The organism is Pseudomonas lini, from assembly GCF_001042905.1.
Classification (GTDB): domain Bacteria; phylum Pseudomonadota; class Gammaproteobacteria; order Pseudomonadales; family Pseudomonadaceae; genus Aquipseudomonas; species Aquipseudomonas lini.
Genome location: NZ_JYLB01000004.1, coordinates 457130 through 479050, shown reverse-complemented (window position 1 = coordinate 479050; position 21921 = coordinate 457130). Strand labels below are relative to the sequence as shown.

23 protein-coding genes are annotated in these 21921 nt (G+C 59.1%); 10 read left to right on the top strand and 13 right to left on the bottom strand.

What is annotated here, in order from left to right; all coding sequences use genetic code 11:
• Positions 1 to 148 precede the first annotated feature (148 nt).
• Positions 149 to 424, top strand: coding sequence for a hypothetical protein (locus tag TU81_RS14360; protein WP_048395719.1), 276 nt, complete (start codon positions 149 to 151; stop codon positions 422 to 424).
• A 136-nt stretch (positions 425 to 560) separates the two neighbouring features.
• On the opposite strand, the gene TU81_RS14355 is transcribed toward TU81_RS14360, so the two are convergent.
• The gene (locus tag TU81_RS14355; protein WP_038982016.1) at positions 561 to 1907 is read right to left on the bottom strand and encodes a DEAD/DEAH box helicase; all 1347 of its coding nucleotides are present in this window, start codon (positions 1905 to 1907) and stop codon (positions 561 to 563) included.
• A gap of 193 nt (positions 1908 to 2100) precedes the next feature.
• On the opposite strand from TU81_RS14355, the gene TU81_RS14350 reads away from it, so the two are divergent.
• On the top strand, positions 2101 to 3399 hold the full coding sequence (locus TU81_RS14350) for a mechanosensitive ion channel family protein (protein ID WP_038982015.1): 1299 nt from the start codon (positions 2101 to 2103) through the stop codon (positions 3397 to 3399).
• A gap of 108 nt (positions 3400 to 3507) precedes the next feature.
• On the opposite strand, the gene TU81_RS14345 is transcribed toward TU81_RS14350, so the two are convergent.
• The 3 genes from TU81_RS14345 to TU81_RS14335 all read right to left on the bottom strand — a co-directional run bounded on the left by TU81_RS14345 (position 3508) and on the right by TU81_RS14335 (position 5880).
• Complete coding sequence (locus TU81_RS14345; protein WP_038982014.1) at positions 3508 to 4374, bottom strand: carboxylate/amino acid/amine transporter; 867 nt, start codon at positions 4372 to 4374, stop codon at positions 3508 to 3510.
• 347 nt (positions 4375 to 4721) lie between these two features.
• On the bottom strand, positions 4722 to 5321 hold the full coding sequence (locus tag TU81_RS14340; RefSeq protein WP_048395718.1) for an FMN-dependent NADH-azoreductase: 600 nt from the start codon (positions 5319 to 5321) through the stop codon (positions 4722 to 4724).
• 229 nt (positions 5322 to 5550) lie between these two features.
• Positions 5551 to 5880 carry a hypothetical protein gene (locus tag TU81_RS14335; RefSeq protein ID WP_048395716.1) on the bottom strand — a complete coding sequence of 110 codons (330 nt, stop codon included), beginning with the start codon at positions 5878 to 5880 and terminating at the stop codon, positions 5551 to 5553.
• Between the two features lie 49 nt (positions 5881 to 5929).
• Here TU81_RS14335 and TU81_RS14330 point away from each other — a divergent pair, with 49 nt between their 5' ends.
• From TU81_RS14330 to TU81_RS14315, 4 genes are all read left to right on the top strand, one after another.
• Positions 5930 to 6853, top strand: a complete 924-nt coding sequence (locus tag TU81_RS14330) for a LysR family transcriptional regulator (protein ID WP_008069097.1) — start codon at positions 5930 to 5932, stop codon at positions 6851 to 6853.
• A 14-nt stretch (positions 6854 to 6867) separates the two neighbouring features.
• Positions 6868 to 7671, top strand: coding sequence for an alpha/beta fold hydrolase (locus TU81_RS14325; RefSeq protein WP_038982011.1), 804 nt, complete (start codon positions 6868 to 6870; stop codon positions 7669 to 7671).
• A 3-nt stretch (positions 7672 to 7674) separates the two neighbouring features.
• On the top strand, positions 7675 to 8232 hold the full coding sequence (locus TU81_RS14320) for a peptidylprolyl isomerase A (RefSeq protein WP_007902463.1): 558 nt from the start codon (positions 7675 to 7677) through the stop codon (positions 8230 to 8232).
• Positions 8233 to 8325: 93 nt separating this feature from the next.
• Positions 8326 to 10158, top strand: a complete 1833-nt coding sequence (locus TU81_RS14315) for an ABC transporter ATP-binding protein (protein WP_048395715.1) — start codon at positions 8326 to 8328, stop codon at positions 10156 to 10158.
• 104 nt (positions 10159 to 10262) lie between these two features.
• Here the strand turns inward: TU81_RS14315 and TU81_RS14310 are convergent, their stop codons facing one another.
• The 3 genes from TU81_RS14310 to TU81_RS14300 all read right to left on the bottom strand — a co-directional run bounded on the left by TU81_RS14310 (position 10263) and on the right by TU81_RS14300 (position 12064).
• The gene (locus tag TU81_RS14310) at positions 10263 to 10751 is read right to left on the bottom strand and encodes a GNAT family N-acetyltransferase (protein ID WP_048395936.1); all 489 of its coding nucleotides are present in this window, start codon (positions 10749 to 10751) and stop codon (positions 10263 to 10265) included.
• A gap of 98 nt (positions 10752 to 10849) precedes the next feature.
• Complete coding sequence (locus tag TU81_RS14305; protein ID WP_048395713.1) at positions 10850 to 11335, bottom strand: GyrI-like domain-containing protein; 486 nt, start codon at positions 11333 to 11335, stop codon at positions 10850 to 10852.
• Positions 11336 to 11401: 66 nt separating this feature from the next.
• Positions 11402 to 12064, bottom strand: a complete 663-nt coding sequence (locus TU81_RS14300) for a LysE family translocator (protein ID WP_038982008.1) — start codon at positions 12062 to 12064, stop codon at positions 11402 to 11404.
• A gap of 138 nt (positions 12065 to 12202) precedes the next feature.
• On the opposite strand from TU81_RS14300, the gene alaC reads away from it, so the two are divergent.
• Complete coding sequence (alaC, locus tag TU81_RS14295) at positions 12203 to 13420, top strand: alanine transaminase (protein ID WP_048395711.1); 1218 nt, start codon at positions 12203 to 12205, stop codon at positions 13418 to 13420.
• A gap of 117 nt (positions 13421 to 13537) precedes the next feature.
• Here alaC and TU81_RS14290 read toward each other — a convergent pair whose 3' ends face one another.
• Both TU81_RS14290 and TU81_RS14285 read right to left on the bottom strand, forming a co-directional pair.
• Positions 13538 to 14890 carry a GntP family permease gene (locus TU81_RS14290; RefSeq protein WP_048395710.1) on the bottom strand — a complete coding sequence of 451 codons (1353 nt, stop codon included), beginning with the start codon at positions 14888 to 14890 and terminating at the stop codon, positions 13538 to 13540.
• Positions 14891 to 14971: 81 nt separating this feature from the next.
• Complete coding sequence (locus TU81_RS14285) at positions 14972 to 15505, bottom strand: gluconokinase (protein WP_048395708.1); 534 nt, start codon at positions 15503 to 15505, stop codon at positions 14972 to 14974.
• A gap of 214 nt (positions 15506 to 15719) precedes the next feature.
• Between TU81_RS14285 and gntR the strand changes: the two genes are divergently transcribed.
• Together gntR and TU81_RS14275 are read left to right on the top strand one after the other, a co-directional pair.
• A complete protein-coding gene (gntR, locus tag TU81_RS14280) occupies positions 15720 to 16751 on the top strand; it encodes an HTH-type transcriptional regulator GntR (protein WP_038982005.1) in 1032 nt (343 codons plus the stop codon).
• Positions 16752 to 16818: 67 nt separating this feature from the next.
• Complete coding sequence (locus TU81_RS14275) at positions 16819 to 17451, top strand: glutathione S-transferase family protein (protein WP_048395706.1); 633 nt, start codon at positions 16819 to 16821, stop codon at positions 17449 to 17451.
• A 76-nt stretch (positions 17452 to 17527) separates the two neighbouring features.
• Here the strand turns inward: TU81_RS14275 and TU81_RS14270 are convergent, their stop codons facing one another.
• The gene (locus TU81_RS14270; RefSeq protein WP_048395704.1) at positions 17528 to 18460 is read right to left on the bottom strand and encodes a LysR family transcriptional regulator; all 933 of its coding nucleotides are present in this window, start codon (positions 18458 to 18460) and stop codon (positions 17528 to 17530) included.
• Positions 18461 to 18559: 99 nt separating this feature from the next.
• Between TU81_RS14270 and gstA the strand changes: the two genes are divergently transcribed.
• Positions 18560 to 19162, top strand: a complete 603-nt coding sequence (gene gstA / locus TU81_RS14265) for a glutathione transferase GstA (RefSeq protein WP_048395702.1) — start codon at positions 18560 to 18562, stop codon at positions 19160 to 19162.
• Positions 19163 to 19288: 126 nt separating this feature from the next.
• Here gstA and TU81_RS14260 read toward each other — a convergent pair whose 3' ends face one another.
• The 3 genes from TU81_RS14260 to TU81_RS14250 form a co-directional block, all read right to left on the bottom strand.
• Positions 19289 to 20302, bottom strand: a complete 1014-nt coding sequence (locus TU81_RS14260; protein WP_048395700.1) for an ABC transporter substrate-binding protein — start codon at positions 20300 to 20302, stop codon at positions 19289 to 19291.
• Entirely contained in the window at positions 20299 to 20847 is a 549-nt protein-coding gene (locus tag TU81_RS14255) for a sigma-70 family RNA polymerase sigma factor (RefSeq protein ID WP_048395698.1), read from the bottom strand. Before TU81_RS14255 ends, TU81_RS14260 begins: the two co-directional genes overlap by 4 nt.
• A 234-nt stretch (positions 20848 to 21081) precedes the next feature.
• The gene (locus TU81_RS14250; RefSeq protein WP_048395697.1) at positions 21082 to 21873 is read right to left on the bottom strand and encodes a phosphate/phosphite/phosphonate ABC transporter substrate-binding protein; all 792 of its coding nucleotides are present in this window, start codon (positions 21871 to 21873) and stop codon (positions 21082 to 21084) included.
• Positions 21874 to 21921: the final 48 nt, after the last annotated feature.

The window sequence follows — 21921 nt, the reverse complement described above, 5'->3', positions numbered from 1 at the left end:
AGTTGCCATCATTCTGACGTCAATAAGCTGTTCGAGGTGTTTTTGGCGGAGGCTCTAGCGCGCGGGTTTGGGTCCACTGGCTGAACTTTCCGGGTGGAAAAACCCTCCACTCAATAACGCCGTGACATTGAGAAATGAGGCCCCGCTCATGAAAACCCTGCTGAAACTGACCCTCGCTACCACTCTTGCCTGTGCCCTCCCCGTTTGGGCCTGCCCTCCCGATGTAGCCACCGCCAAGCGCGAACAATTGGCTAAGGAGGTCGCCAAGATCACTGAGCAGAACCCGGCCAAGGCCAAGGAGATCAATGATGAGTTGCAGAAGATGGACCTGGAGACGGCCAGCAAGGATTTGCCGGACAAGTGCCAGTTGATCGATCAGCGTCTCAAGGAGTTGCAGTCGGCGGAGAAGAAAGCCGAGAGCTGAACGGCAAGATCAAAAGATCGCAGCCTTCGGCAGCTCCTACACCGGTTTGAGCGTGCAGCTGTAGGAGCTGCTGCGATTTTTTGACGAAAAAAAACCCGGACACTGTCCGGGTTTTTTATGGGATCGCTACCGCGCTTTATTCAGCAGCCGGCGCTTCCGGCTTGCGGCGCTTGAGCGGGGCCATGCCGTCCTTGCTGACCAGCGACAGGGCGTCGGTCTTCGGGCGGTTGGCGATCTTGCGCTTGGTCGGAGCCTTGGCGCCGGTCTTCTTCTTGTCGCCTTTGGCGTCGACTTTTTTCTTCTTCACGCCAACGGCTTTACCCGAGGCCTTGACCTTTTTCGGTCCGCCGTAGGTGCCTTTGACTTCCTTGATGGTGCGGCGCTCGAAGCTCTGCTTGAGGTAGCGCTCGACGCTCGACATCAGGTTCCAGTCGCCATGGCAGATCAGCGAGATGGCCAGGCCATCGTTGCCGGCGCGGCCGGTGCGACCGATGCGGTGAACGTATTCGTCGCCGCTGCGCGGCATGTCGAAGTTGATCACCAGGTCCAGGCCTTCCACGTCCAGGCCACGGGCCGCAACGTCGGTGGCCACGAGGATCTTCACGCCGCCCTGCTTCAGACGGTCGATGGCCAGTTTGCGGTCTTTCTGGTCTTTGTCGCCGTGCAGCACGAACGCTTTGTATTCCTGCGCCACCAGGCGGCCGTAGATACGGTCAGCCATGGCCCGGGTGTTGGTGAACACGATGGCCTTCTGATAGGTCTCGTTGGCCAGCAGCCAGTTCACGATCTGTTCTTTGTGCTGATTGTGGTCGGCGGTGATGATCTGCTGACGAGTGGTGGCGTTCAGATCGCTGACGTTGTTCAGCTGCAAGTGTTCAGGGTTGTTCAGGACCTTGGCGACCATCTCGCGCAGGCCCGAACCGCCGGTGGTGGCGGAGAACAGCATGGTCTGCTGACGGTTGGTGCATTCGTCCACCAGACGCTGCACGTCTTCGGCAAAGCCCATGTCGAGCATGCGGTCGGCTTCGTCGAGCACCAGCACTTCGACTTCCTTGAGGTCGAGGTTGCCGGCGTTCAGTTGCTCGATCATCCGGCCCGGCGTACCGATCAGGATGTCCGGCACCTTGCGCAGCATGGCGGCCTGGACCTTGAAGTCTTCACCGCCGGTGATCAGGCCGGACTTGATGAAGGTGAACTGAGCGAAGCGCTCGACTTCCTTGATGGTCTGCTGGGCCAGCTCGCGGGTTGGCAGCAGGATCAGGGTCTTGATGCTGACACGGACTTTGGCCGGGCCGATCAAGCGGTTGAGGATCGGCAAAACGAAGGCCGCGGTTTTGCCGCTACCGGTTTGCGCTGTCACCCGCAGGTCACGCCCCTGGAGCGCGAGCGGGATAGCCGCTGCTTGCACAGGCGTTGGCTCGACAAATTTAAGCTCGGCCACGGCTTTGAGCAGGCGTTCGTGCAGGGCGAATTGGGAAAACACGGGTGCTACCTCGAAGAAATACAAAAAAACAGCTGCATAGGGTAACGGTTTCGAGCGCGAAGGCCGAGTTTCTTTATACAAACGGCTGCAAACAGTGGTTTTTTTGTTGCCTGTTTTGTCTCAAAACGTCATCCGGAACGTCTTAAATGCTCTAATCGCCCCGTCGCGGCCTACAGAAGAACCGTTTTCACCCATGGATATCAAACAGCTCTGGCTCAACGCCCAAGACCTCTGGGGTGCTCTCGATCAGCACCCGCTCCTGCATTCCACGCTCGCGCTGATGTTGCTGCTGGTGGTGGCGCTGGTGCTCGGACGAGTGGCGCGTTACCTCATTCTTCATATGACCAAAATACTCGGCCGCCAGCCGTCGCTGCACTGGATCACCGATTTTCGCCACAACAAAGTGTTTCATCGCCTGGCGCAGATGACGCCCTCGCTGGTGATCCAGTTCGGCCTGCACCTGGTGCCGGAGTTGGGCAAAACCAGCCTGAACTTCCTCGGCAACGTGGCGCTGGCGTTCACCATTCTGTTCCTGGTGCTGGCCGTCAGCGCATTGCTCAATGCCCTGCTGGACATCTATGCCCGCACCGAACATGCCCGCACCCGCTCGATCAAGGGCTATGTGCAACTGGCGAAAATGGTGTTGTTCGTGTTTGGCGCGATCATCATCGTCGCCACGTTGATCGACCGTTCGCCGCTGTTGCTGCTGTCGGGTCTGGGCGCCATGTCGGCGGTGATTCTGTTGGTCTACAAGGACACTCTGTTGTCGTTCGTTGCCAGCGTGCAACTGACCAGCAACGACATGCTGCGGGTCGGTGACTGGATCGAGATGCCGCAAGTCGGTGCCGACGGTGACGTGGTGGACATTACCTTGCACACGGTCAAGGTGCAGAATTTCGACAAGACCATTGTGTCGATTCCGACCTGGCGCCTGATGTCCGAGTCGTTCAAGAACTGGCGCGGCATGCAGCAGTCCGGCGGGCGCCGAATCAAGCGCAGCCTGTTCATAGACGCCAGCGGCGTACGCTTCATTCGCGATGACGAAGAGCTGAAGTTGGCTCAGGTGCATCTGCTGACCGACTACATGAGCCGCAAGAAAGCCGAGCTCAAGGCCTGGAACGAAGCACAGGGCAACGTCGCGGCGATGTCGGCCAACCGTCGACGGATGACCAATATCGGCACCTTCCGCGCCTATGCGTTGGCGTATCTGAAGAGCCACCCGGAGATTCAGCCGAACATGACCTGCATGGTTCGCCAGATGCAGACCACCGCTCAGGGCATCCCGCTGGAAATCTACTGTTTCACCCGCACCACCGTGTGGGCTGATTACGAGCGGATTCAGGGGGATATTTTCGATTACCTGCTGGCAGTGCTGCCAGAGTTTGGCTTGAGCCTTTATCAGCAGCCGAGCGGTGGGGATTTGCGGTCGGGGTTGCTCCCGGCGGTGCTGGGCGCGAGCCACATTCCCGAGTCTGAAAAACACGTTATGTAGCAGCGCCTCTAACCTGTGGGAGCGGGCTTGCCCGCGATGAGGCCATGTCAGTCGATATCAATATTGCCTGACACAATGCTTTCGCGGGCAAGCCCGCTCCCACAGGGTTCAGTGGATAGCCACAAGTTTGCGTACACCCAACCGACTAATCCACACCGCCATCAGAATCACCGATCCACCAAACAACAACCGTCCCAACTCTTCATGCTGATTCCAGATCAGCAAGTTGATCAGCAACCCCACCGGCACATGCAAATTGTTCATCACCGCCAGCGTCCCGCCGTTCACCAGGCACGCGCCCTTGTTCCACCAGTACAAACCCAGCGCGGTCGAGACGAGGCCGAGGAACAGCAGCACGCCCCATTGCAGTGGCGCTTCAGGCAGGAAGTTCTGTTTGCCGAACAGCAGAAACGCCGGCAACGCCACCGCCAACGCACCCAGGTAGAAGTAGCCGAAGCGCCGGTAGTGCGGCAGATCGCTCGGATGTCGGGCCACCAGATGTTTGTAGAGCACCTGCCCGGCGGCGTAGGTGAAGTTGGCCAGTTGCAGCAGCAGGAAACCCATGAAGAAGTCCGGGTTGATCCGGTCATAGCGAATCACTGCCGCCCCGAGTACCGCCACCAATGCCGCGATCAACGCCCACGGATTGAAGCGCCGGTTCAGCGCATCTTCGATCAGGGTCACGTGCAGCGGCGTGAGGATGGTGAACAGCAACACTTCCGGCACCGTCAGCACCCGGAAGCTCAAATACAAACAGACGTAAGTCACGCCAAACTGCAACGCGCCGATCAGCAACATCCCGCGCATGAACGCCGGCTCGACCTGACGCCAGCGCGTCAGCGGAATGAACACGAGCCCTGCCAGCAGCACCCGCACCAGCACCGCGAAGTAACTGTCGACATGCCCCGCCAGGTATTCGCCGATCAAACTGAAGGAAAACGCCTGGATCAGCGTGACAAAAAGTAGATAGCCCATGGTCGCCTCATTTCGAATGGCGGCGACGATAGCGGGTTTTGCCCTTGATCGCGAACAGTCAGGCAATACACAAATCTACTGTGGGAGCGGGCTTGCTCGCGAATGCGGTGGGTCAGTCAACATTAATATCCACTGACACGCCCTCTTCGCGAGCAAGCCCGCTCCCACAGGGGTTGTGTGCTCATTCACTAAATCGCAGGCAAAAAAAAGCCCGATCTCGCTAATGCGTTCAATCGGGCTAGAGCACTCAGGAGCAACAAGTGCAAAGGGAGGTTCGATGCGCGTACAGGCTTGAAGGGTTGCGCCAGGTCACTAGACCATCCAGCGATTATCTGGCGATTAACGGCTCAGGCGACCTGAGAAAGCTTGGCGTTGGCCTGGTTCAGGCCTTTCTCCTGGAAGCCGCCGCCCAGGTTCATGCCTTCGGCGTGAATAAACGTTACGTCGTGGATGCCGATGAAAGCCATGACCTGACGCAGGTACGGTTCCTGGTGATCCGAGGCGGCTCCGGCATGGATACCACCGCGAGCGGTCAGCACATAAGCACGCTTGCCGTTGAGCAAACCTTGCGGGCCGGTTTCGGTGTACTTGAAGGTCACGCCGGCACGCAGCACATGGTCGAGCCAGGCTTTGAGGGTGCTTGGAATGGCGAAGTTGTACATCGGCGCGGCCATTACCAGTACGTCGGCGGCCAGCAGTTCATCGGTCAGCAGGTTGGAGCGTTCCAGCGAGGCTTGTTCGATGTCATTGCGTTGTTCGGCAGGTTTCATCCAGCCGCCCAACAAGTTGATGTCCAAGTGCGGCACCGGGTTGGTGGCCAGGTCACGGACGGTGATCTGGTCGGCCGGGTGGGCCGCTTTCCATTGGCTGATGAAGGTCTGGGTCAGCTGGCGGGAAACCGAGTCTTGCTGACGGGCGCTGCTTTCGATGATCAGAACGCGGGACATGGGATGTAGCCTCCATCTGAGAATGCTGTAGGTCGATGGAGTGAAGGTTAAACAGAGTCATATCGATGAAAAAGCGCAAATAACTGCTATAAAGCATCGATAAATTCGTTTATAAGCGGAGCATGCCCTGTGGGAGCCGGCTTGCTCGCGAAAGCGGTGTGTCAGGCAACATTGATGTCGACTGATACTCCCTCTTCGCGAGCAAGCCCGCTCCCACAGGGTTGTAAAGTCATTTCGGGGTGCAGGTCAGGTTGATACGCATCTTGATGATGGTCCGGGTGAACTTGGCGGTGGCGTTTTTGTGTTTACCGGCGGGCACTTCGATGGTGCGGGTACGCGGCGACTCCGGGCCATTGTTGAAAACCACCCTGCAGATCGCATCAGTACTGCCGTAGTTGTTCACTTGAATGGAGGCGATGTCGTTATCCGTGTCGTACGAGTTGTAGTCGATGCTCAAGCCGTTCAATTGCTTTTGAACGTCGATCGGATAAGCAAACGCAGTCAGCGGCAGCATTGCCAACACCGCACAACCCGCCATCACACTACAAAGTTTTTTCATTCAGCAGCCTCCAATAAGGACTGCCAGCTTAGGACAAGAGGAGCTCAACATGAAAGCGCCCCGCGTGACCCTTGATCAATGGCGAACATTGCAGGCCGTGGTCGATCACGGCGGTTTCGCCCAGGCCGCCGAAGCGCTGCACCGCTCGCAATCGTCGGTCAGCTACACCGTAGCGCGCATGCAGGACCAGCTCGGTGTGCCATTGCTGCGCATCGACGGCCGCAAAGCGGTGCTCACCGAGGCCGGCGGCGTGTTGCTGCGCCGCTCCCGGCAACTGGTGAAACAGGCCAGTCAACTGGAAGACCTGGCCCATCACATGGAGCAAGGCTGGGAAGCGGAAGTGCGGCTGGTAGTCGATGCCGCCTACCCGAGCGCCCGCCTCGTCCGCGCACTGACCGCGTTCATGCCGCAAAGCCGTGGCTGCCGGGTGCGTCTGCGCGAAGAAGTGTTGTCGGGTGTCGAGGAGGTGTTGCTTGAAGGCGTGGCCGATCTGGCCATCACCGGGTTCAGTATTCCTGGCTACCTGGGCGCGGAACTGAGCGACGTCGAATTCATCGCGGTGGCCCACCCCGAGCATTCCTTGCATCGCTTGAACCGCGAACTGAACTTCCAGGACCTGGAAAGCCAGATGCAAGTGGTGATCCGCGACTCCGGCCGTCAACAACCGCGAGACGTCGGCTGGCTCGGCGCCGAACAGCGCTGGACCGTCGGCAGCCTGGCCACCGCCGCGACCTTCGTCAGCAGCGGCCTGGGCTTCGCCTGGCTGCCTCGGCACATGATCGAGCGCGAACTCAAGGAAGGTACGCTCAAAGTGCTACCGTTGGACCAGGGCGGCAGCCGCAACCCGAGCTTCTATCTGTATTCGAACAAGGACAAACCCTTGGGCCCGGCCACGCAGATTCTCATCGAACTGCTGCGCACCTTCGATACCGCGCCGCTGGATGCGCCCTTCGCCGCCCCTGAACAAGCCTGACACGGAGTGTACCCATGGCCTATTTCGAACATGAAGGTTGCAACCTGCACTATGAGGAATATGGCCACGGCACGCCGTTGCTGCTGGTCCATGGGCTGGGCTCCAGCACCCTGGACTGGGAAATGCAGATTCCGGCGCTCTCGGCCCACCATCGAGTGATTGTCCCGGATGTGCGCGGCCACGGGCGCTCCGACAAGCCCCGCGAGCGCTACAGCATCCCCGGGTTCAGCGCCGACCTGATTGCGTTGATGGAACACTTGAATCTTGGCCCTGCACATCTTGTCGGGCTTTCAATGGGTGGCATGATCGCTTTTCAACTGGCGGTGGACCAGCCGCAACTGCTCAAGAGCCTGTGCATCGTCAACAGCGCGCCCGAAGTCAAACGGCGCAGCCGCAACGACTACTGGCAGTGGTTCAAGCGCTGGAGTCTGATGCGCGCGCTGAGCATGGGCACCATCGGCAAGGCCCTGGGCGCCAAACTGTTTCCCAAGCCTGAACAAGCTTCGTTACGACAAAAAATAGCGGCGCGCTGGGCAAAAAACGACAAACATGCTTATCTCGCCAGCTTCGATGCCATCGTTGGCTGGGGGGTTCAGGAACGACTTTCCAAGGTTTCCTGTCCAACCCTCATCGTCAGCGCCGACCGTGACTACACCCCGGTCGCATTGAAAGAAACCTATGTAAAACTGCTGCCCGATGCGCGGCTGGTGGTGATCGCCGACTCGCGCCACGCCACCCCGCTGGATCAACCCGAACGTTTCAACCAAACGCTGCTCGAGTTTCTCACCGCAGTCGACACCACCACTCAGGATCACTGACTTATGCTGAAAAAAATCGCCCTCGTCGCCGGCTCTGTTCTGTTTGCCGCCAACCTGATGGCCGCCACGCCCGCCAAGGCGCCGCACGTGCTGCTGGAAACCACCAACGGCCAGATCGAAATCGAACTGGACCCGGTCAAGGCGCCGATCAGTACCAAGAACTTCCTTGAGTACGTCGACAGCGGCTTCTACAACAACACGATTTTTCACCGTGTGATTCCTGGGTTCATGGTCCAGGGCGGTGGTTTCACTCAACAGATGCAGCAAAAAGAAACCAAGGCGCCAATCAAGAACGAATCCAAAAACGGCCTGCATAACGTGCGTGGCACGCTGTCCATGGCCCGTACTTCCGTCCCGGATTCGGCCACCAGCCAGTTCTTCATCAACGTCAAAGACAACGATTTCCTGGACCAGGGCGACGGTTATGCCGTGTTCGGTAAAGTCGTTAAAGGCATGGATGTCGTCGATGTCATCGTCAACTCCCAGACCACCACCAAAAGCGGCATGAAAGACGTGCCAGCCGATCCCGTGTTCATCAAGTCGGCCAAGCGCATCGACTGAGACTAAGCTGAACAGGGAGTTTTGAGCGGCCGCCGGTGCTTCCGGCGCCGCTCATATCGTTTAAAGGAGAGCCCGTGCGCGGGCGAAGAACTGATGCTTTATCGCCGTTTTGAAAAACTGATCGACATTTTCCGCGATGCACCGACGGCGGCTCCGCCGGATCGGGTTCTCCCCTTCTATACCTATTACCTGAAACAGGTCTGGCCGAGTTTCGCCGTCCTGCTGATCGTCGGCCTGTTCGGCGCACTGATCGAAGTGGCACTGTTCAGCTACCTGAGCCGCATCATCGACCTGGCGCAAGGCACCCCGAACGTCAACTTTTTCCAGGATCACGGTCTCGAATTGGCCTGGATGGCGGTGGTTGCACTGATTCTGCGCCCAGTATTCGTTGGCCTGCATGACTTGCTGGTGCATCAGACCCTGAACCCCGGCATGACCAGCCTGATTCGCTGGCAGAACCACAGTTACGTGCTCAAACAGAGTCTGAATTTTTTCCAGAACGACTTCGCCGGGCGCATCGCCCAACGCATCATGCAAACCGGCAACTCGCTGCGCGACTCTGCCGTACAAGCGGTGGACGCGCTGTGGCACGTGCTGATCTACGCCATCAGCTCACTGGTGCTGTTTGCCGAAGCCGACTGGCGTCTGATGATCCCGCTGCTGATGTGGATGGCAGCGTATATCGGCGCGCTCTGCTACTTCGTGCCGCGTGTGAAGGAACGTTCGGTGGTGTCGTCCGATGCGCGCTCCAAACTCATGGGGCGGATTGTCGACGGCTACACCAACATCACCACCCTCAAGCTGTTCGCCCACACCAACTTCGAACAGCAGTACGCTCGTGAAGCCATCGAAGAACAGACTGAAAAAGCCCAACTGGCCGGCCGTGTGGTCACCAGCATGGACGTGGTCATCACCAGCATGAACGGCCTGTTGATCGTCGGTACCACCGGGTTGGCCCTGTGGCTGTGGACGCAGTCGCTGATCTCGGTCGGCGCGATTGCCCTGGCCACCGGTCTGGTGATCCGGATCGTCAACATGTCCGGCTGGATCATGTGGGTGGTTAACGGCATTTTCGAAGACATCGGTGCCGTTCAAGACGGTCTGAAAACCATCGCTCAACCGGTCAGCGTCACCGACCGTGAACAGGCGAAACCCTTGGCGGTGGCCTGTGGTGAGGTGCGTTTCGATCACGTCGATTTTCACTACAGCAAGAAAAGCGGGATCATCAGCGACCTCAACCTGACCATCAAGCCCGGTGAGAAAATCGGCCTGATCGGCCCCTCCGGTGCCGGCAAATCGACGCTGGTCAATCTGCTGTTGCGCCTGTATGACGTGCAGGGCGGACGGATTCTCATCGACGGCCAGAACATCGCCGAAGTCGGTCAGGAAAGCCTGCGTGAACGCATCGGCATGATCACCCAGGACACCTCGCTGCTGCACCGTTCGATCCGCGACAATTTGCTGTACGGCAAACCCGACGCCACCGACGCCGAGCTCTGGGAAGCAGTGCACAAGGCCCGCGCCGACGAATTCATCCCGTTACTGTCGGACTCTGAAGGCCGCACCGGTTTCGATGCTCACGTCGGTGAACGCGGAGTGAAACTCTCTGGTGGCCAGCGTCAGCGGATTGCCATCGCCCGGGTGCTGCTCAAGGACGCGCCGATCCTGATCATGGACGAAGCCACCTCGGCACTGGACTCGGAAGTCGAAGCGGCGATTCAGGAAAGCCTCGAAACCCTGATGCAGGGCAAGACCGTGATCGCCATCGCCCACCGCCTCTCGACCATCGCGCGGATGGACCGCTTGGTGGTGCTGGAAAACGGCAAGATCGCCGAAACCGGCAGCCACGCCGAACTGCTGGCCCATGGCGGGTTGTATGCGCGGTTGTGGCAGCACCAGACCGGAGGGTTTGTCGGGATCGATTGAGGCAACACGAACCCTGTGGGAGCGGGCTTGCTCGCGAATGCGGTGTATCAGGCAACTTTAATATCGACTGACACTCCCTCTTCGCGAGCAAGCCCGCTCCCACATTACAGCGTCAACACCATCTCGTGCCACGCCATCCCGCCATGGTCGGACGCCGAAGGCTTGATGTAGGCAAAACCAAACCCGGCATAGAGCGCAATGTGCCGCTCTTTGCACATCAGGTGGATGCTGGCCTTGTTCATTGCGCGCATGCGCTGGATGAACTCACCCATTAAGCGTTTCGCCAGCCCCTGCCCTTGATAGTCCGGATGCACCACCACCGACATGATCACTACGTGCGGGCCGGCCGGGTCGTGGCCGATCAATTCCTTGAACGCTTCGTCCGACATCTCCACCTCAAACGCCGCGCCGGAATTGATGAAACCGGCGACAACGCCATCCACTTTAGCAACGATAAAGCCCTCGGGCCAGGTGGCGATGCGGGTGGCGATTTTCTCGCGGGTGGCGGCTTCATCGCCTTCGTAGGCAACGGTTTCGATGGCATAGCAGCGATCCAGGTCAGCGGGGCTGACGTGGCGGATGACGGTGTTCATGGCAGCTCTGAATCGGCGTGGGAAAGGTTGGGGATCATAAATCAGCATCAACACGACATCGAGAGGCGAATCACCGATCCGCCTCTCGATCCAGGCCATTACGCCTTGAGCGGCAGCCAGATTTCCAGCACACCGGTATTGAGCTTCGGGTTGAAATCGTCGCTGTAGCGTTCGAACTCCGGGGCGTCCGCCGCTTCATGACCGGACTTCGGCAACCAGGTTTTCCAGATGTATTGAAAGGTCTGGGGCAGGGTATCCAGAGAGCCCTTGTGTTCGAAGACTGCATACTTCTGAGGCTGAACTTCGATCCAGCGGTACTTCTCGGGCAGGTCGTCGAGCTTGCTGATTTCGACACCGGCTATGTACTCGAAACCACCCTTGCCATCCGGATTGCAGCAGATGCCGTAGGTTACTTCGCTTTTCTGACCGGGAATTTTGCCAATCTCGGGAATGAATTTCTCCCATAGATCGGGGATCGCTTTGGTCGTATCCGCAGTAAATCGTCCACCAAGCCCCGCTATGAGCATGAAGTGCCCGTTTTCGAAGCGTGGCTCGGCCGTTTCGACGCCTGTTTGCTCATCCATGACTCAACTCCTGGTACAAAAAGTGGGTTCGGCTGGGAGTATAGAAGCCAAACCCGATTCGCCCAATTACAGTGCGTGCAACTGTTCGATGGCGCCTGGACCGATAAACTCGTTATAACCCGATAGGATCACGTAGACCGCGAAGTAGCAGAAGATCGCTGCCGATGCCATGTAGGAATAACGCAGCAGTTTGTCACCGAGCAATTTGCCGCCGTGGCTCGCAGCAAAGCACAGACCGACACACCAGAGCACTCCGGCGCACAAGAAACCGCCGAGAAACAGCGCCGAGCTCAGTGCGCCACCGCCACCGGAACGAGCGATCAGCGTGCCGCCCACCGCGGCAAACCAGAGAATGGCACTGGGCGATGACATGGCGAGGAAAATCCCGCGCAAGAACTCTTTCCGGTGCGAGTTGTGCCCCACTTCCGGGGTTTGCGCCAACAGCGCTTCATGGTGAATCGCCGAATAAATCATCTTCGCCGCGAAATACAGCAGCAGCGCCGACCCGCCGATCCACAACACCCAGCGCACGGTCTCGTACTGCAGCAATACGGTCATGCCGGCCAATGCCAGCACGGCATAAATCAGATCGCCGACACACGTCCCCAACCCCAGGGCAAAGCCTTGAAAATAGCCGCGCTGCATCGCCAGCGTGATCATCGCGATATTGGCCACGCCGATGTCCAGGCACAGCGAAAGGCTCAACAAGAAGCCACTGGTAAATTCCATCGACCATATCCTTGGGAAAAATTTATTGATGCGCAGGCTAGACAGTTTGCCACGACTGCCCTTACATTCCGCCACAGGCCACCGCAGTGGCCAGCGTCGCTCGGACGGTTCCGGGCGCTTACGTTATCCGAGGCAACAATGGCCGAACAAGGTTCGCCGCGCCGCTTTGCGCGCATAGATCGACTCCCCCCTTACGTTTTCAACATCACTGCCGAGCTGAAGATGGCCGCCCGTCGTCGTGGCGAAGACATCATCGACTTGAGCATGGGCAACCCCGACGGCGCCACGCCGCCGCACATTGTCGAAAAACTCGTCACCGTCGCCCAGCGTGAAGACACCCACGGCTACTCCACGTCCAAAGGGATTCCGCGCCTGCGCCGGGCGATCTCCAACTGGTACAAGGATCGCTACGCGGTCGACATCGACCCGGAAACCGAAGCCATCGTCACCATTGGTTCCAAGGAAGGCCTGGCGCATTTGATGCTGGCCACCCTCGACCAGGGCGACACCGTACTGGTGCCGAACCCGAGCTACCCGATTCACATCTACGGTGCCGTGATTGCCGGCGCCCAAGTGCGCTCAGTGCCGCTGATCCCAGGCGTGGATTTTTTCGCCGAGCTGGAACGGGCGATTCGCGGCTCGATCCCGAAACCGAAGATGATGATCCTCGGCTTCCCGTCCAACCCCACCGCCCAGTGCGTGGAGCTGGACTTCTTCGAGCGGGTGATCGCCCTCGCCAAACAGTACGACGTTTTGGTGGTGCACGACTTGGCCTACGCCGACATCGTCTACGACGGCTGGAAAGCCCCGTCGATCATGCAAGTGCCCGGCGCCAAGGACATCGCGGTGGAGTTTTTCACCCTGTCCAAGAGCTACAACATGGCGGGCTGGCGCATCGGTTTCATGGTCGGCAACCCAGAGCTGGTCAACGCCCTGGCGCGGATCAAGAGCTACCACGACTACGGCACGTTCACCCCGCTGCAAGTCGCGGCCATCGCGGCACTGGAAGGCGATCAGCAGTGCGTCAAAGACATTGCCGATCAGTATCGGCAACGTCGCAACGTGCTGGTCAAAGGCCTGCATGAACTGGGCTGGATGGTCGAAAACCCGAAAGCCTCGATGTATGTCTGGGCCAAGATTCCCGAGGCTTACGCACACATGGGCTCGCTGGAGTTCGCCAAGAAACTGCTGGCCGAGGCCAAGGTCTGTGTCTCGCCGGGTGTGGGATTTGGCGAGTATGGGGATGATCATGTGCGCTTCGCGCTGATCGAAAACCAGGACCGGATTCGTCAGGCCGTACGCGGGATTCGCGGGATGTTCCGGGCGGACGGGTTGGTTCAGAAAACCAACGCCTGACACAAATAACTGTGGGAGCGGGCTTGCTCGCGAAAGCGGACTTACATTCAACATCTACTTTGAATGTTATGTCCCCTTCGCGAGCAAGCCCGCTCCCACATTTGTTTTGCGGTGTGCTTAGACGAACAACGACAACAGCAGGATGAAGCCCAGGCCCACCACGGACAGGATGGTTTCCATCGCGGTCCAGGTCTTGAAGGTTTCCGCCACGGTCATGTTGAAGTACTGCTTCACCAGCCAGAAACCGGCGTCGTTGACGTGAGACAGGATCAACGAACCGGCACCGGTGGCCAACACCAGCAACTCACGGTTCACCCCCGGAATCATCCCCACCACCGGCACCACGATGCCTGCGCCAGTAATGGTCGCCACGGTTGCCGAACCGGTCGCGATGCGAATCACCGCCGCCACCAGCCACGCCAGAAGGATGGGCGAGATCTGCGCTTCCACCGCCATGTTGCCGATGACATTACCCACACCGCTGGTCACCAGCATCTGTTTGAAGCCGCCACCGGCACCGATGATCAGGATGATCGCGGCGGTTGGTGCAAGGCTCGCGTCCAGCCATTTGAGCATCTGTTGCGAACCGATGCCCTGCTTGTAGCCGAAGGTGTACAGCGACAGCAGCAACGCCAGCAGGAGCGCCGAGATCGGGTGACCGATCAGGTCCATGAAGGTGCGGAAGAAGTTGCCGTCCGGCAGCGCCACATCGGCAAAGGTCTTGAGCAGCATCAGGAACACGGGCGACAGCACGGTGACCAAGGTAATGGCGAAGCTAGGCAGATCACCTGCATCCTCATCGCGCACCAGTTGATCCACCAGTTCCTGATTCGGATGACCAGGAATGTGCTTGGCAATGAACGTACCGAAGATCGGACCGGCGATGATGGCGGTCGGCAGCGCAACGATCAGGCCGTAAAGAATGGTTTTACCGATGTCGGCACCGAACACGCCGATGGCCAGCAACGGACCCGGGTGCGGCGGAACCAGACCATGCACGGCGGACAGACCGGCCAGCAGCGGGATACCGATCTTGATGATCGACACGCCGGTACGACGGGCGACGATGAACACCAGCGGGATCAGCAGCACGAAACCGATTTCGAAGAACAGCGGGATGCCGACCAGGAAGGCCGCGAACATCATGGCCCACTGCACCTTGTCCTTGCCGAAGGCCCGAATCAGGGTCTGGGCGATCTGATCCGCCCCGCCCGACTCGGCCATCATTTTGCCGAGCATCGTGCCCAGCGCCAGGATGATCCCGACGAAACCGAGCACCCCACCAAAGCCGTCCTGGAACGCCTTGATGATGGTGCCGATCGGCATGCCGGAGGTCAGCCCGAGAAAGGCTGCGGCGATGATCAGGGCGATGAAGGGGTGAATCTTGAACTTGGTGATCAGGACGATAAGCCCGATCACCGTGACCACTGCATCCAGCAGCAGAAAGGTCTCGTGGGACATGCCAAACATAAGGGGTGTCTCCTGTTTGTTGTTGTTATTAAAGCGGTTAATCAGAAGCCGTCAGGACAGCGCTATCTTTTGGAGTAAAACTCAACTGGCGAGTTTCAAGCCATGATCGAGCCACCAGGCATGAGCCTGCTTCGCTAACTCATCGACGCTGTGGCTGGACGCATCCAGAGCCAGGGTCAGGGGCTCACCAACGGGCGATTCAAGTGTGGCGAACTGGCTGTCGATCAAGGTCGACGGCATAAAGTGGCCCGGCCGATGAGACACACGATCGGCGGCGACTTCGGGGGTCAGCTCAAGGAAAACGAAGCCCAGGCCCGGCAAGGCACTGCGCAAGCGTTCGCGGTAACTGTGTTTGAGGGCCGAGCAAGTCAGCACTGGGCGTTCGCCCTTGGCATCGATGCGGCGCAGTTCATCGCACAGGCTGTCGAGCCAGCCGGCACGGTCTTCATCGTTCAGGGGGATACCCGCGCTCATCTTTTCGATATTGGCGGCAGGGTGGAAAGTGTCGCCTTCAATGGCGGTCGCGCCGCTAAGCAGGCACAGGGACTGGCTGACGCAGGTCTTGCCGCAACCGGCAACGCCCATGATGACCAGGGCGGTGATGGGATGATTCATGTAACACCTCAGCGCGCAGACAGCGCTACCTTTGCTACGTAAGACTCAAGTGCAAAAGCAGAAGTTGCCGACGCCTTCTTGTCATTTTTGTGGGTTGCAGCATGTTCGTTCTCGAGGCCAAAAAACGAGGATCAGGCAAACCTCGTTCACGCATTGCAGCTGCATCGAGACAGCGCTACCTTAGTGCCTTGAATTTTGTTTGGCAAGCCGTCCGATGAATACCCCTAAAAACGATAAAAATACTCGCACCACTGGCCGCCCTACCCTCAACGAAGTCGCGCGCCTGGCCGGTGTCAGCCCGATTACGGCGTCCCGCGCCCTGCGTGGAGTCAGCACGGTGGCCACCGAACTGGTGGAAAAAGTCCAGAAGGCCGCCCTCGACTTGAACTACGTGGTCAACCCCGCCGCCCGCGCATTAGCCTCGGCCCAGAGCCATTCCGTGGTGGTTTTGGTGCCGTCGCTGTCCAACCTGCTGTTCATCGACACGCTGGAAGCCATTCATCAGGTTTTGCGACCAAAGGGCTTCGAAGTGCTGATCGGCAACTTCCATTACTCGCGTGATGAAGAAGAAAACCTGCTGCGCAATTACATGGCTTATCAGCCTCGTGGCTTGCTGCTGACCGGTTTCGACCGCACCGAAAGTTCGCGGCGAATGATCGAGGCCAGCAACATTCCCTGCGTCTACATGATGGAGCTGGACAGCGGAGCCGGGCTCAATTGCGTCGGTTTTTCGCAAGTCGCCGCGGGTGAAACGGCGGCCGAGCATTTGCTCTCCCGTGGTCGCAAACGCCTGGCCTACATCGGTGCGCAACTGGACCAGCGCACGCTACTGCGAGGCGAAGGTTTCCGCCGCGCGCTGCAAAAGGCCGGTTTGTATGATCCGGCCCTGGAAGTACTGACACCGCGAGCCTCGTCGGTGGGACTGGGCGGCGAATTGTTCCTGCAGCTGCTCACCGCCCACCCAGACGTCGATGCAATCTTCTTCGGCAACGACGACCTGGCCCAAGGCGCGTTGCTTGAAGCGCTGCGCAATGGAATCAAGATCCCCGAGCGCGTGGCGATCCTCGGCTTCAACGACTTGCCGGCGTCTGAGCACATGGTCCCACGCCTGAGCAGCATCAGCACCCCACGAGAAGCCATTGGCCGTCGATCCGCAGAGCTGATGCTGACCTTGCTGGCCGGCAATTCAGTGACCAAACCGGTGCAGGATATGGGGTTTGAATTGAAGGTGCGCGAGAGTACCTGACGTACGACCATTCCCACGCTCCGCGTGCTAGATTCCCGATACCTGGAACAGCAAACGGAGAAGCTCAATGGGACATACGCTGAAGATTTTGGGTCGGGCCTCGTCAATCAACGTCAGAAAAGTCCTGTGGACCTGCGACGAACTGGGGGTTTCATACGAACGCGAAGACTGGGGCAGCGGTTTCGCATCGACCCAGAGCCCGGAATTTCTCCAGCTCAACCCTAACGCACAAGTGCCGGTTCTCATCGACGAAGCCGGCGTGCTGTGGGAGTCCAATACCATTTGCCGGTACCTGGCCGGCAAACACCAAAACACTGATCTGCTGCCCACCGAACCGGCGGCGCGCGCTCGCGTAGAGCAATGGATGGACTGGCAAGCCACCGAACTCAATCCGTCCTGGGGCTACGCCTTTTTTGCGCTGGTCAGGCAACTGCCGAACTTTCAGGACTCGCAACGGATTGCTGATGGCGTTCGCGGCTGGAACGCGAAAATGGGCATCCTTGAACAGCAACTCGCGACAACCGATGCGTATGTTGCGGGACCGCACTTCACACTGGCCGATATTCTCATCGGGCTGTCGGTCAACCGCTGGCGCATGACGCCGATGGAGCGCCCGGACTACCCCGCCGTCGACGCCTATTGCCAACGACTGGCGTTGCGGCCGGGGTTCATGGCACACGCCTGCAACGGCGTGCCTTGATTTCGCCTGAACGACTTACCTGATCCAGTTAAGGCGCGAAACCTGTGGGAGCGGGCTTGCCCGCGATAGCGAAATGTCAGTCGACGAATGTGTTGAATGTGACGCCGCCATCGCGGGCAAGCCCGCTCCCACATGGATTGCGGTCTGCGAGCATACCCAACAACGCCCGCACCGCCGCTGAAGGTTCTTTGTCAGGCGCAACCACCAACGCAAATTCCCTATCAATACGCGGCATCACAGGCACTACCCGCAAACCTTGGCGATGGGTCGGCAGGGTCATTTCCGGCACCAGGGTCACGCCGATGTTTTCCCGCACGAGGGTGAACGCGCTACTCCACTCTCGCACCTCCGCCCGCACATCCAACAGTTGCAGCCCGGCATCGGCGGCCAGGCTGCGGGCATTGGTCGAACAACCGCCCGTGGCCAGCACAAAGGGTTGCTCCGCCAGTTCCTCCAATGAGACGCCCTGTTCATTCGAACGGCGTGCCAAGGGGTGGCCACCGGGCAGAACCGCCACCCAGGCATCACGTCCCAAACGACCGGCATTGCGCGCGGGCGCCGGGTTCAACGCCACGCCGACATCCACCAGCCCGTCACTGAGCAACGTTTCCACTTCATCGTCGCTGACCTCCAGCGCCACCACTTGAATGCCGGGATACAGCCGATTGAACTGGCGCAGCAGTGGCGGCAGAAAGGTCGTCAGCACCAACGGGAAACTGGCCAGGCGAATCGTCCCTCGCTGGATATCTTTAGTGGCGTCGACGGTACTACGAATGTTCTCCAGAGCCACGAGCATGGTTCGCGCCTGTTCGATCACAGGCAAGCCAATGGCGGTCGGCAAGGTCTGACGGTTTTCCCGGCTGAACAGCTGAACGCCCAGGGTTTCTTCGATCAGTGCCAGCGCCTGACTGGCACCGGACTGGGTCATGCCGATCCGCTCGGCGGCCCGGGTAATGTTGCCGGTATCGGCCACCGCCACCACCATTCGCCAGTGCATCAAATTCATCATGGCAGTAGCATTCCTAATGGCAGTGTTCTGAAAGATTAATTTTACCGAGCGTGCCGCGCACTATGACACTGGCGCAAACCCGCAACCAGAGCCCTGCCCATGAAGTTGTATTACGCCCCGCAAGCCTGCTCATTGGCGCCGCACATTGTGCTGCGCGAACTGGACTTGCCGTTCGAGTTGGTCCGCGTCGATAACAGCACCAAGCAAACCGCCACCGGCGAGGACTTTCTGGCCATCAACCCCAAAGGTTACGTTGCGGCATTGCAGCTGGAAAATGGTGATGTGCTGACCGAAGGCCCGGCGATTCTGCAGTACCTGGCAGACCTACGGCCTGAGGCGAACCTGGCACCGCCGAACGGGACATTCGAGCGGGTGCGTTTGCAGGAATGGCTGAATTTCGTCTCGACCGAGATTCATGGCGGGCTGGGTTGGCTGTTCAATTCGCAGTTTCCGGATGATGTGAAAGCGCTCATCAAAGAGAAGCTGTTCAAGCGTTTTGTCGTGTTGGGTCAGACGTTGGAGAGGCAGGATTATTTGATGGCTGGCGGATTCAGTATTGCTGATGCGTATCTGTTTACGGTGTTGCGCTGGACGCAGGTGTTTGGCATCGATTTGAATCGGTGGCCGGCGTTGATGCGGTTTCAGGTACGGATTGATCAGCGGCCAAGCGTGAAAGCGGCGTTGGCTGCGGAATGGGTGTAAGGCGTTAGATCGCCTCGCGGGCAAGCCTCGCTCCTACGGAATTTGTGTTGATCACCCGATTGGGATCAACCTGTCCCTGTAGGAGCGAGGCTTGCCCGCGAAGGCTATTTATCAATCGCCACTGAACTACAAACTCCCACTCACCTTCGTAGCCACCTCCCCCGGCACCCAGGCCTTCCACACCTGCGGCTGATCGCGCAAAAACGCTTCGGCGACCTGACGCGGTGGCTGGCGTTTTTCGCTCATTTGCCCGAGGGTCTGGTTCAGCAGATCGATTGGCAAATCGACCTTTTCGAAGAACGCCACCAGGTCCGGGTACTGCGCCTTGAACGGTGCCGACACGCCGATGGCCAGGCTGGCCGGCATCGAACGCGTGCCCTTGGGGTTCGGGTTGTTGGCATCGGCCAGGGTCTTCCAGGCTTCAGCGTCGAACGGAGGCTCTTCGAGCTTCACCAGTTTGAAGCGACCCAACAGTGGCGTCGGCGACCAGTAGTAGAACAGCACCGGTTTGCCACGGCGGATCGATGAAGCGACCTCGGCATCCAGCGCCGCGCCGGAACCGGTGCGGAAGTTGACGTAGCTGGCAGTCAGGTCATAAGCCTTGAGTTTCTGGCTGTTGACGATCTCCGATGTCCAGCCGGTCGGGCTGTTGAGGAAGCGTCCGCGGCTGGGGTCTTCCGGGTCGCGGAACACGTCCTTGTAGCGCGCCAGGTCGGCGACGGATTTCAGCTCCGGCGCCAAAGGCTTAATGCCGCGTTCCGGGTCGCCCTTGATCACATATTCCGGCACCCACCAACCTTCGGTGGCGCCTTTCACCGTGTCGCCCAAACCAAATACTTTGCCCTCGGAGGCCGCCTTGACCCAGGCCGGACTGCGCCCCGCCCACTCTTCGCCGATCACTTGAATATCGTTCTTCGCCAAGGCTGCTTCGAGGCTGACGGTGCTGCCCGGCAAGGTGTCGGTCGGGTAGCCATAACCTTTCTCGACGATCAACCGCAGGATCTCGGTGATCAGGCTGCCACTTTCCCAAGTGATGTCACCGAAGTGGATGGGCGTGGTTTTTTCTGCGGCTGGAACATGGCCAGCCACAAGGCTCAGGGCTAGCAGCGAACTGCCGAGCAAGGTTTTGATCGATCTCATGCGGACCTCTGGGTCAAGGGTGGTCGGTTCAAGGGTTCGTTGGCGCTGTGCTGGGCGCACAGTGCCTGGGAGCGGGTCATGTAGACGCTGACCGAACGCTGGGAAATACCCAGCTTGGCGGCGATTTGGGGGTAAGTCAGGCCGTCGACTCGCGACAGCAGGAAGGTTGCCCTGACCTTGCCTGGCAGGCGGTCGAGTGTTTGGTCAAGGCGTGTCAGGGCCTGGGAGTACTGCGCCAGATCTTCGGGCGATGGTCCGTCGAGAGGGTCCATCGGCAATAGCTGATCAAGGTGCAGGCGTTCCAGATCACGACGGCGCCACAGCTGATAAATCAACCGCTGGGCGATGGTGGTGAGCAAGGCGCGAGGTTCGCGAATTGGCGTCAGGCCTGGTGATTCGAGCAACTGCACGAAGGTTTCGGCAGCGATGTCTTCGACGCTGGGGCTGGCACCCAGATATCGGCGCAGCCGTGCGCACAGCCAGGCGTAGTGGGCGCGGAACAATCCGCCCACGTCGTTGCGATGGGAAAAGTCGGCGCCGGACATAGAGGCTCCATGGGTTAGGGGTCGCTGAATGTCCGGTGATCCGGTGGCGCGATCCTAGCAAGGAGCCTTATTCATTAATAATACTTAAAACGAATTTTTATATTCCACAAATGAATTAGCCATTTCGACCTTTCGGCGCTCATCAGATCGCCAAGATCGCAGCCTTCGGCAGCTCCTACATTTGGATGGCGTACACCCTGTAGGAGCTGCCGAAGGCTGCGATCTTTTCCGAAGCTATCGCAACCTCCCATAGCCCAGCGCTTCGGCCTCCTGCTGATAATCGAGAATGACTTGATAGTCGCTTTCGGTGGCCGGCAGCACTTCTTGCAGGCCCAAAGTCTCGGCGACGTCGGGCAACTCCTTCAACGTCTGATTCATCACCTGTCGAAGCTGTTCAGCCTGCTCATCGGTGGTGCCAGCGGCCGCGATGTAGGGCAACGTCGGACTGAACGCCGTGCGCGCCAACACGCGCAGACCTTCGACCTCTCCCTGCGCATACTGCGCGAGATAAGCGAAGGTCACGCTGTCGATGGCGGCCAAGTCCGCCAGGTCATCACGTAGCCAACGCAGGCTTTCGCGGTGGCTGCCGCTGATGGCGACAGTGGCAAAAAACCCTCCATCGCGCTGCAACGGTGCCAATCGGTGACGCAACAGGTTCATCCCACTGTTGGAGTCTTCACCGTTGATCACACCGCGACTGCCCCGCAAGGCCGACAAGCTCCATCGAGGATCATCAGCGCGAGTCAATAACAGGCTGCAATGGTTACCGCCATTGCTGTCCGGAAGTTCGTAACGAGGACGACCGATAACCCGGACGCGACCGCGCAAAGCCGTCATCAAGGGATAGCCGCAGGTCTGGGTCAGCAACAGGTGCGGGGACAGCCAAAGATCCATCAGCGACAGCCCTTCGGCCTCTCGGCGAGTGCTGCCGAGCCGTTCGACGATCTGCGCCAGCCAATGCTCGTTGGCCTGGCGGATCGGCTCGGGGGAGGTGTACATCAGTAATTCAGCGAGGTGTTGAGTCATCAAAATCTTCCCATGCAACAAAAATCCCCTGTGGGAGCGGGCTTGCTC

Bases quoted from the DNA above. Each gene is read 5' to 3' on its own strand.
- TU81_RS14345 (WP_038982014.1), bottom strand. From the start codon at position 4,374: ATGGGCTATCTACTTTTTGTCACGCTGATCCAGGCGTTTTCCTTCAGT.
- TU81_RS14315 (WP_048395715.1), top strand. From the start codon at position 8,326: ATGCTTTATCGCCGTTTTGAAAAACTGATCGACATTTTCCGCGATGCA.
- TU81_RS14335 (WP_048395716.1), bottom strand. From the start codon at position 5,880: ATGAAAAAACTTTGTAGTGTGATGGCGGGTTGTGCGGTGTTGGCAATG.
- TU81_RS14260 (WP_048395700.1), bottom strand. From the start codon at position 20,302: ATGAGATCGATCAAAACCTTGCTCGGCAGTTCGCTGCTAGCCCTGAGC.
- TU81_RS14320 (WP_007902463.1), top strand. From the start codon at position 7,675: ATGCTGAAAAAAATCGCCCTCGTCGCCGGCTCTGTTCTGTTTGCCGCC.
- TU81_RS14310 (WP_048395936.1), bottom strand. From the start codon at position 10,751: ATGAACACCGTCATCCGCCACGTCAGCCCCGCTGACCTGGATCGCTGC.
- TU81_RS14275 (WP_048395706.1), top strand. From the start codon at position 16,819: ATGGGACATACGCTGAAGATTTTGGGTCGGGCCTCGTCAATCAACGTC.
- TU81_RS14350 (WP_038982015.1), top strand. From the start codon at position 2,101: ATGGATATCAAACAGCTCTGGCTCAACGCCCAAGACCTCTGGGGTGCT.
- TU81_RS14360 (WP_048395719.1), top strand. From the start codon at position 149: ATGAAAACCCTGCTGAAACTGACCCTCGCTACCACTCTTGCCTGTGCC.
- TU81_RS14270 (WP_048395704.1), bottom strand. From the start codon at position 18,460: ATGATGAATTTGATGCACTGGCGAATGGTGGTGGCGGTGGCCGATACC.
- TU81_RS14305 (WP_048395713.1), bottom strand. From the start codon at position 11,335: ATGGATGAGCAAACAGGCGTCGAAACGGCCGAGCCACGCTTCGAAAAC.
- TU81_RS14340 (WP_048395718.1), bottom strand. From the start codon at position 5,321: ATGTCCCGCGTTCTGATCATCGAAAGCAGCGCCCGTCAGCAAGACTCG.
- alaC (WP_048395711.1), top strand. From the start codon at position 12,203: ATGGCCGAACAAGGTTCGCCGCGCCGCTTTGCGCGCATAGATCGACTC.
- gntR (WP_038982005.1), top strand. From the start codon at position 15,720: ATGAATACCCCTAAAAACGATAAAAATACTCGCACCACTGGCCGCCCT.
- TU81_RS14330 (WP_008069097.1), top strand. From the start codon at position 5,930: ATGAAAGCGCCCCGCGTGACCCTTGATCAATGGCGAACATTGCAGGCC.
- gstA (WP_048395702.1), top strand. From the start codon at position 18,560: ATGAAGTTGTATTACGCCCCGCAAGCCTGCTCATTGGCGCCGCACATT.
- TU81_RS14325 (WP_038982011.1), top strand. From the start codon at position 6,868: ATGGCCTATTTCGAACATGAAGGTTGCAACCTGCACTATGAGGAATAT.
- TU81_RS14250 (WP_048395697.1), bottom strand. From the start codon at position 21,873: ATGACTCAACACCTCGCTGAATTACTGATGTACACCTCCCCCGAGCCG.
- TU81_RS14290 (WP_048395710.1), bottom strand. From the start codon at position 14,890: ATGTTTGGCATGTCCCACGAGACCTTTCTGCTGCTGGATGCAGTGGTC.
- TU81_RS14300 (WP_038982008.1), bottom strand. From the start codon at position 12,064: ATGGAATTTACCAGTGGCTTCTTGTTGAGCCTTTCGCTGTGCCTGGAC.
- TU81_RS14255 (WP_048395698.1), bottom strand. From the start codon at position 20,847: ATGTCCGGCGCCGACTTTTCCCATCGCAACGACGTGGGCGGATTGTTC.
- TU81_RS14285 (WP_048395708.1), bottom strand. From the start codon at position 15,505: ATGAATCATCCCATCACCGCCCTGGTCATCATGGGCGTTGCCGGTTGC.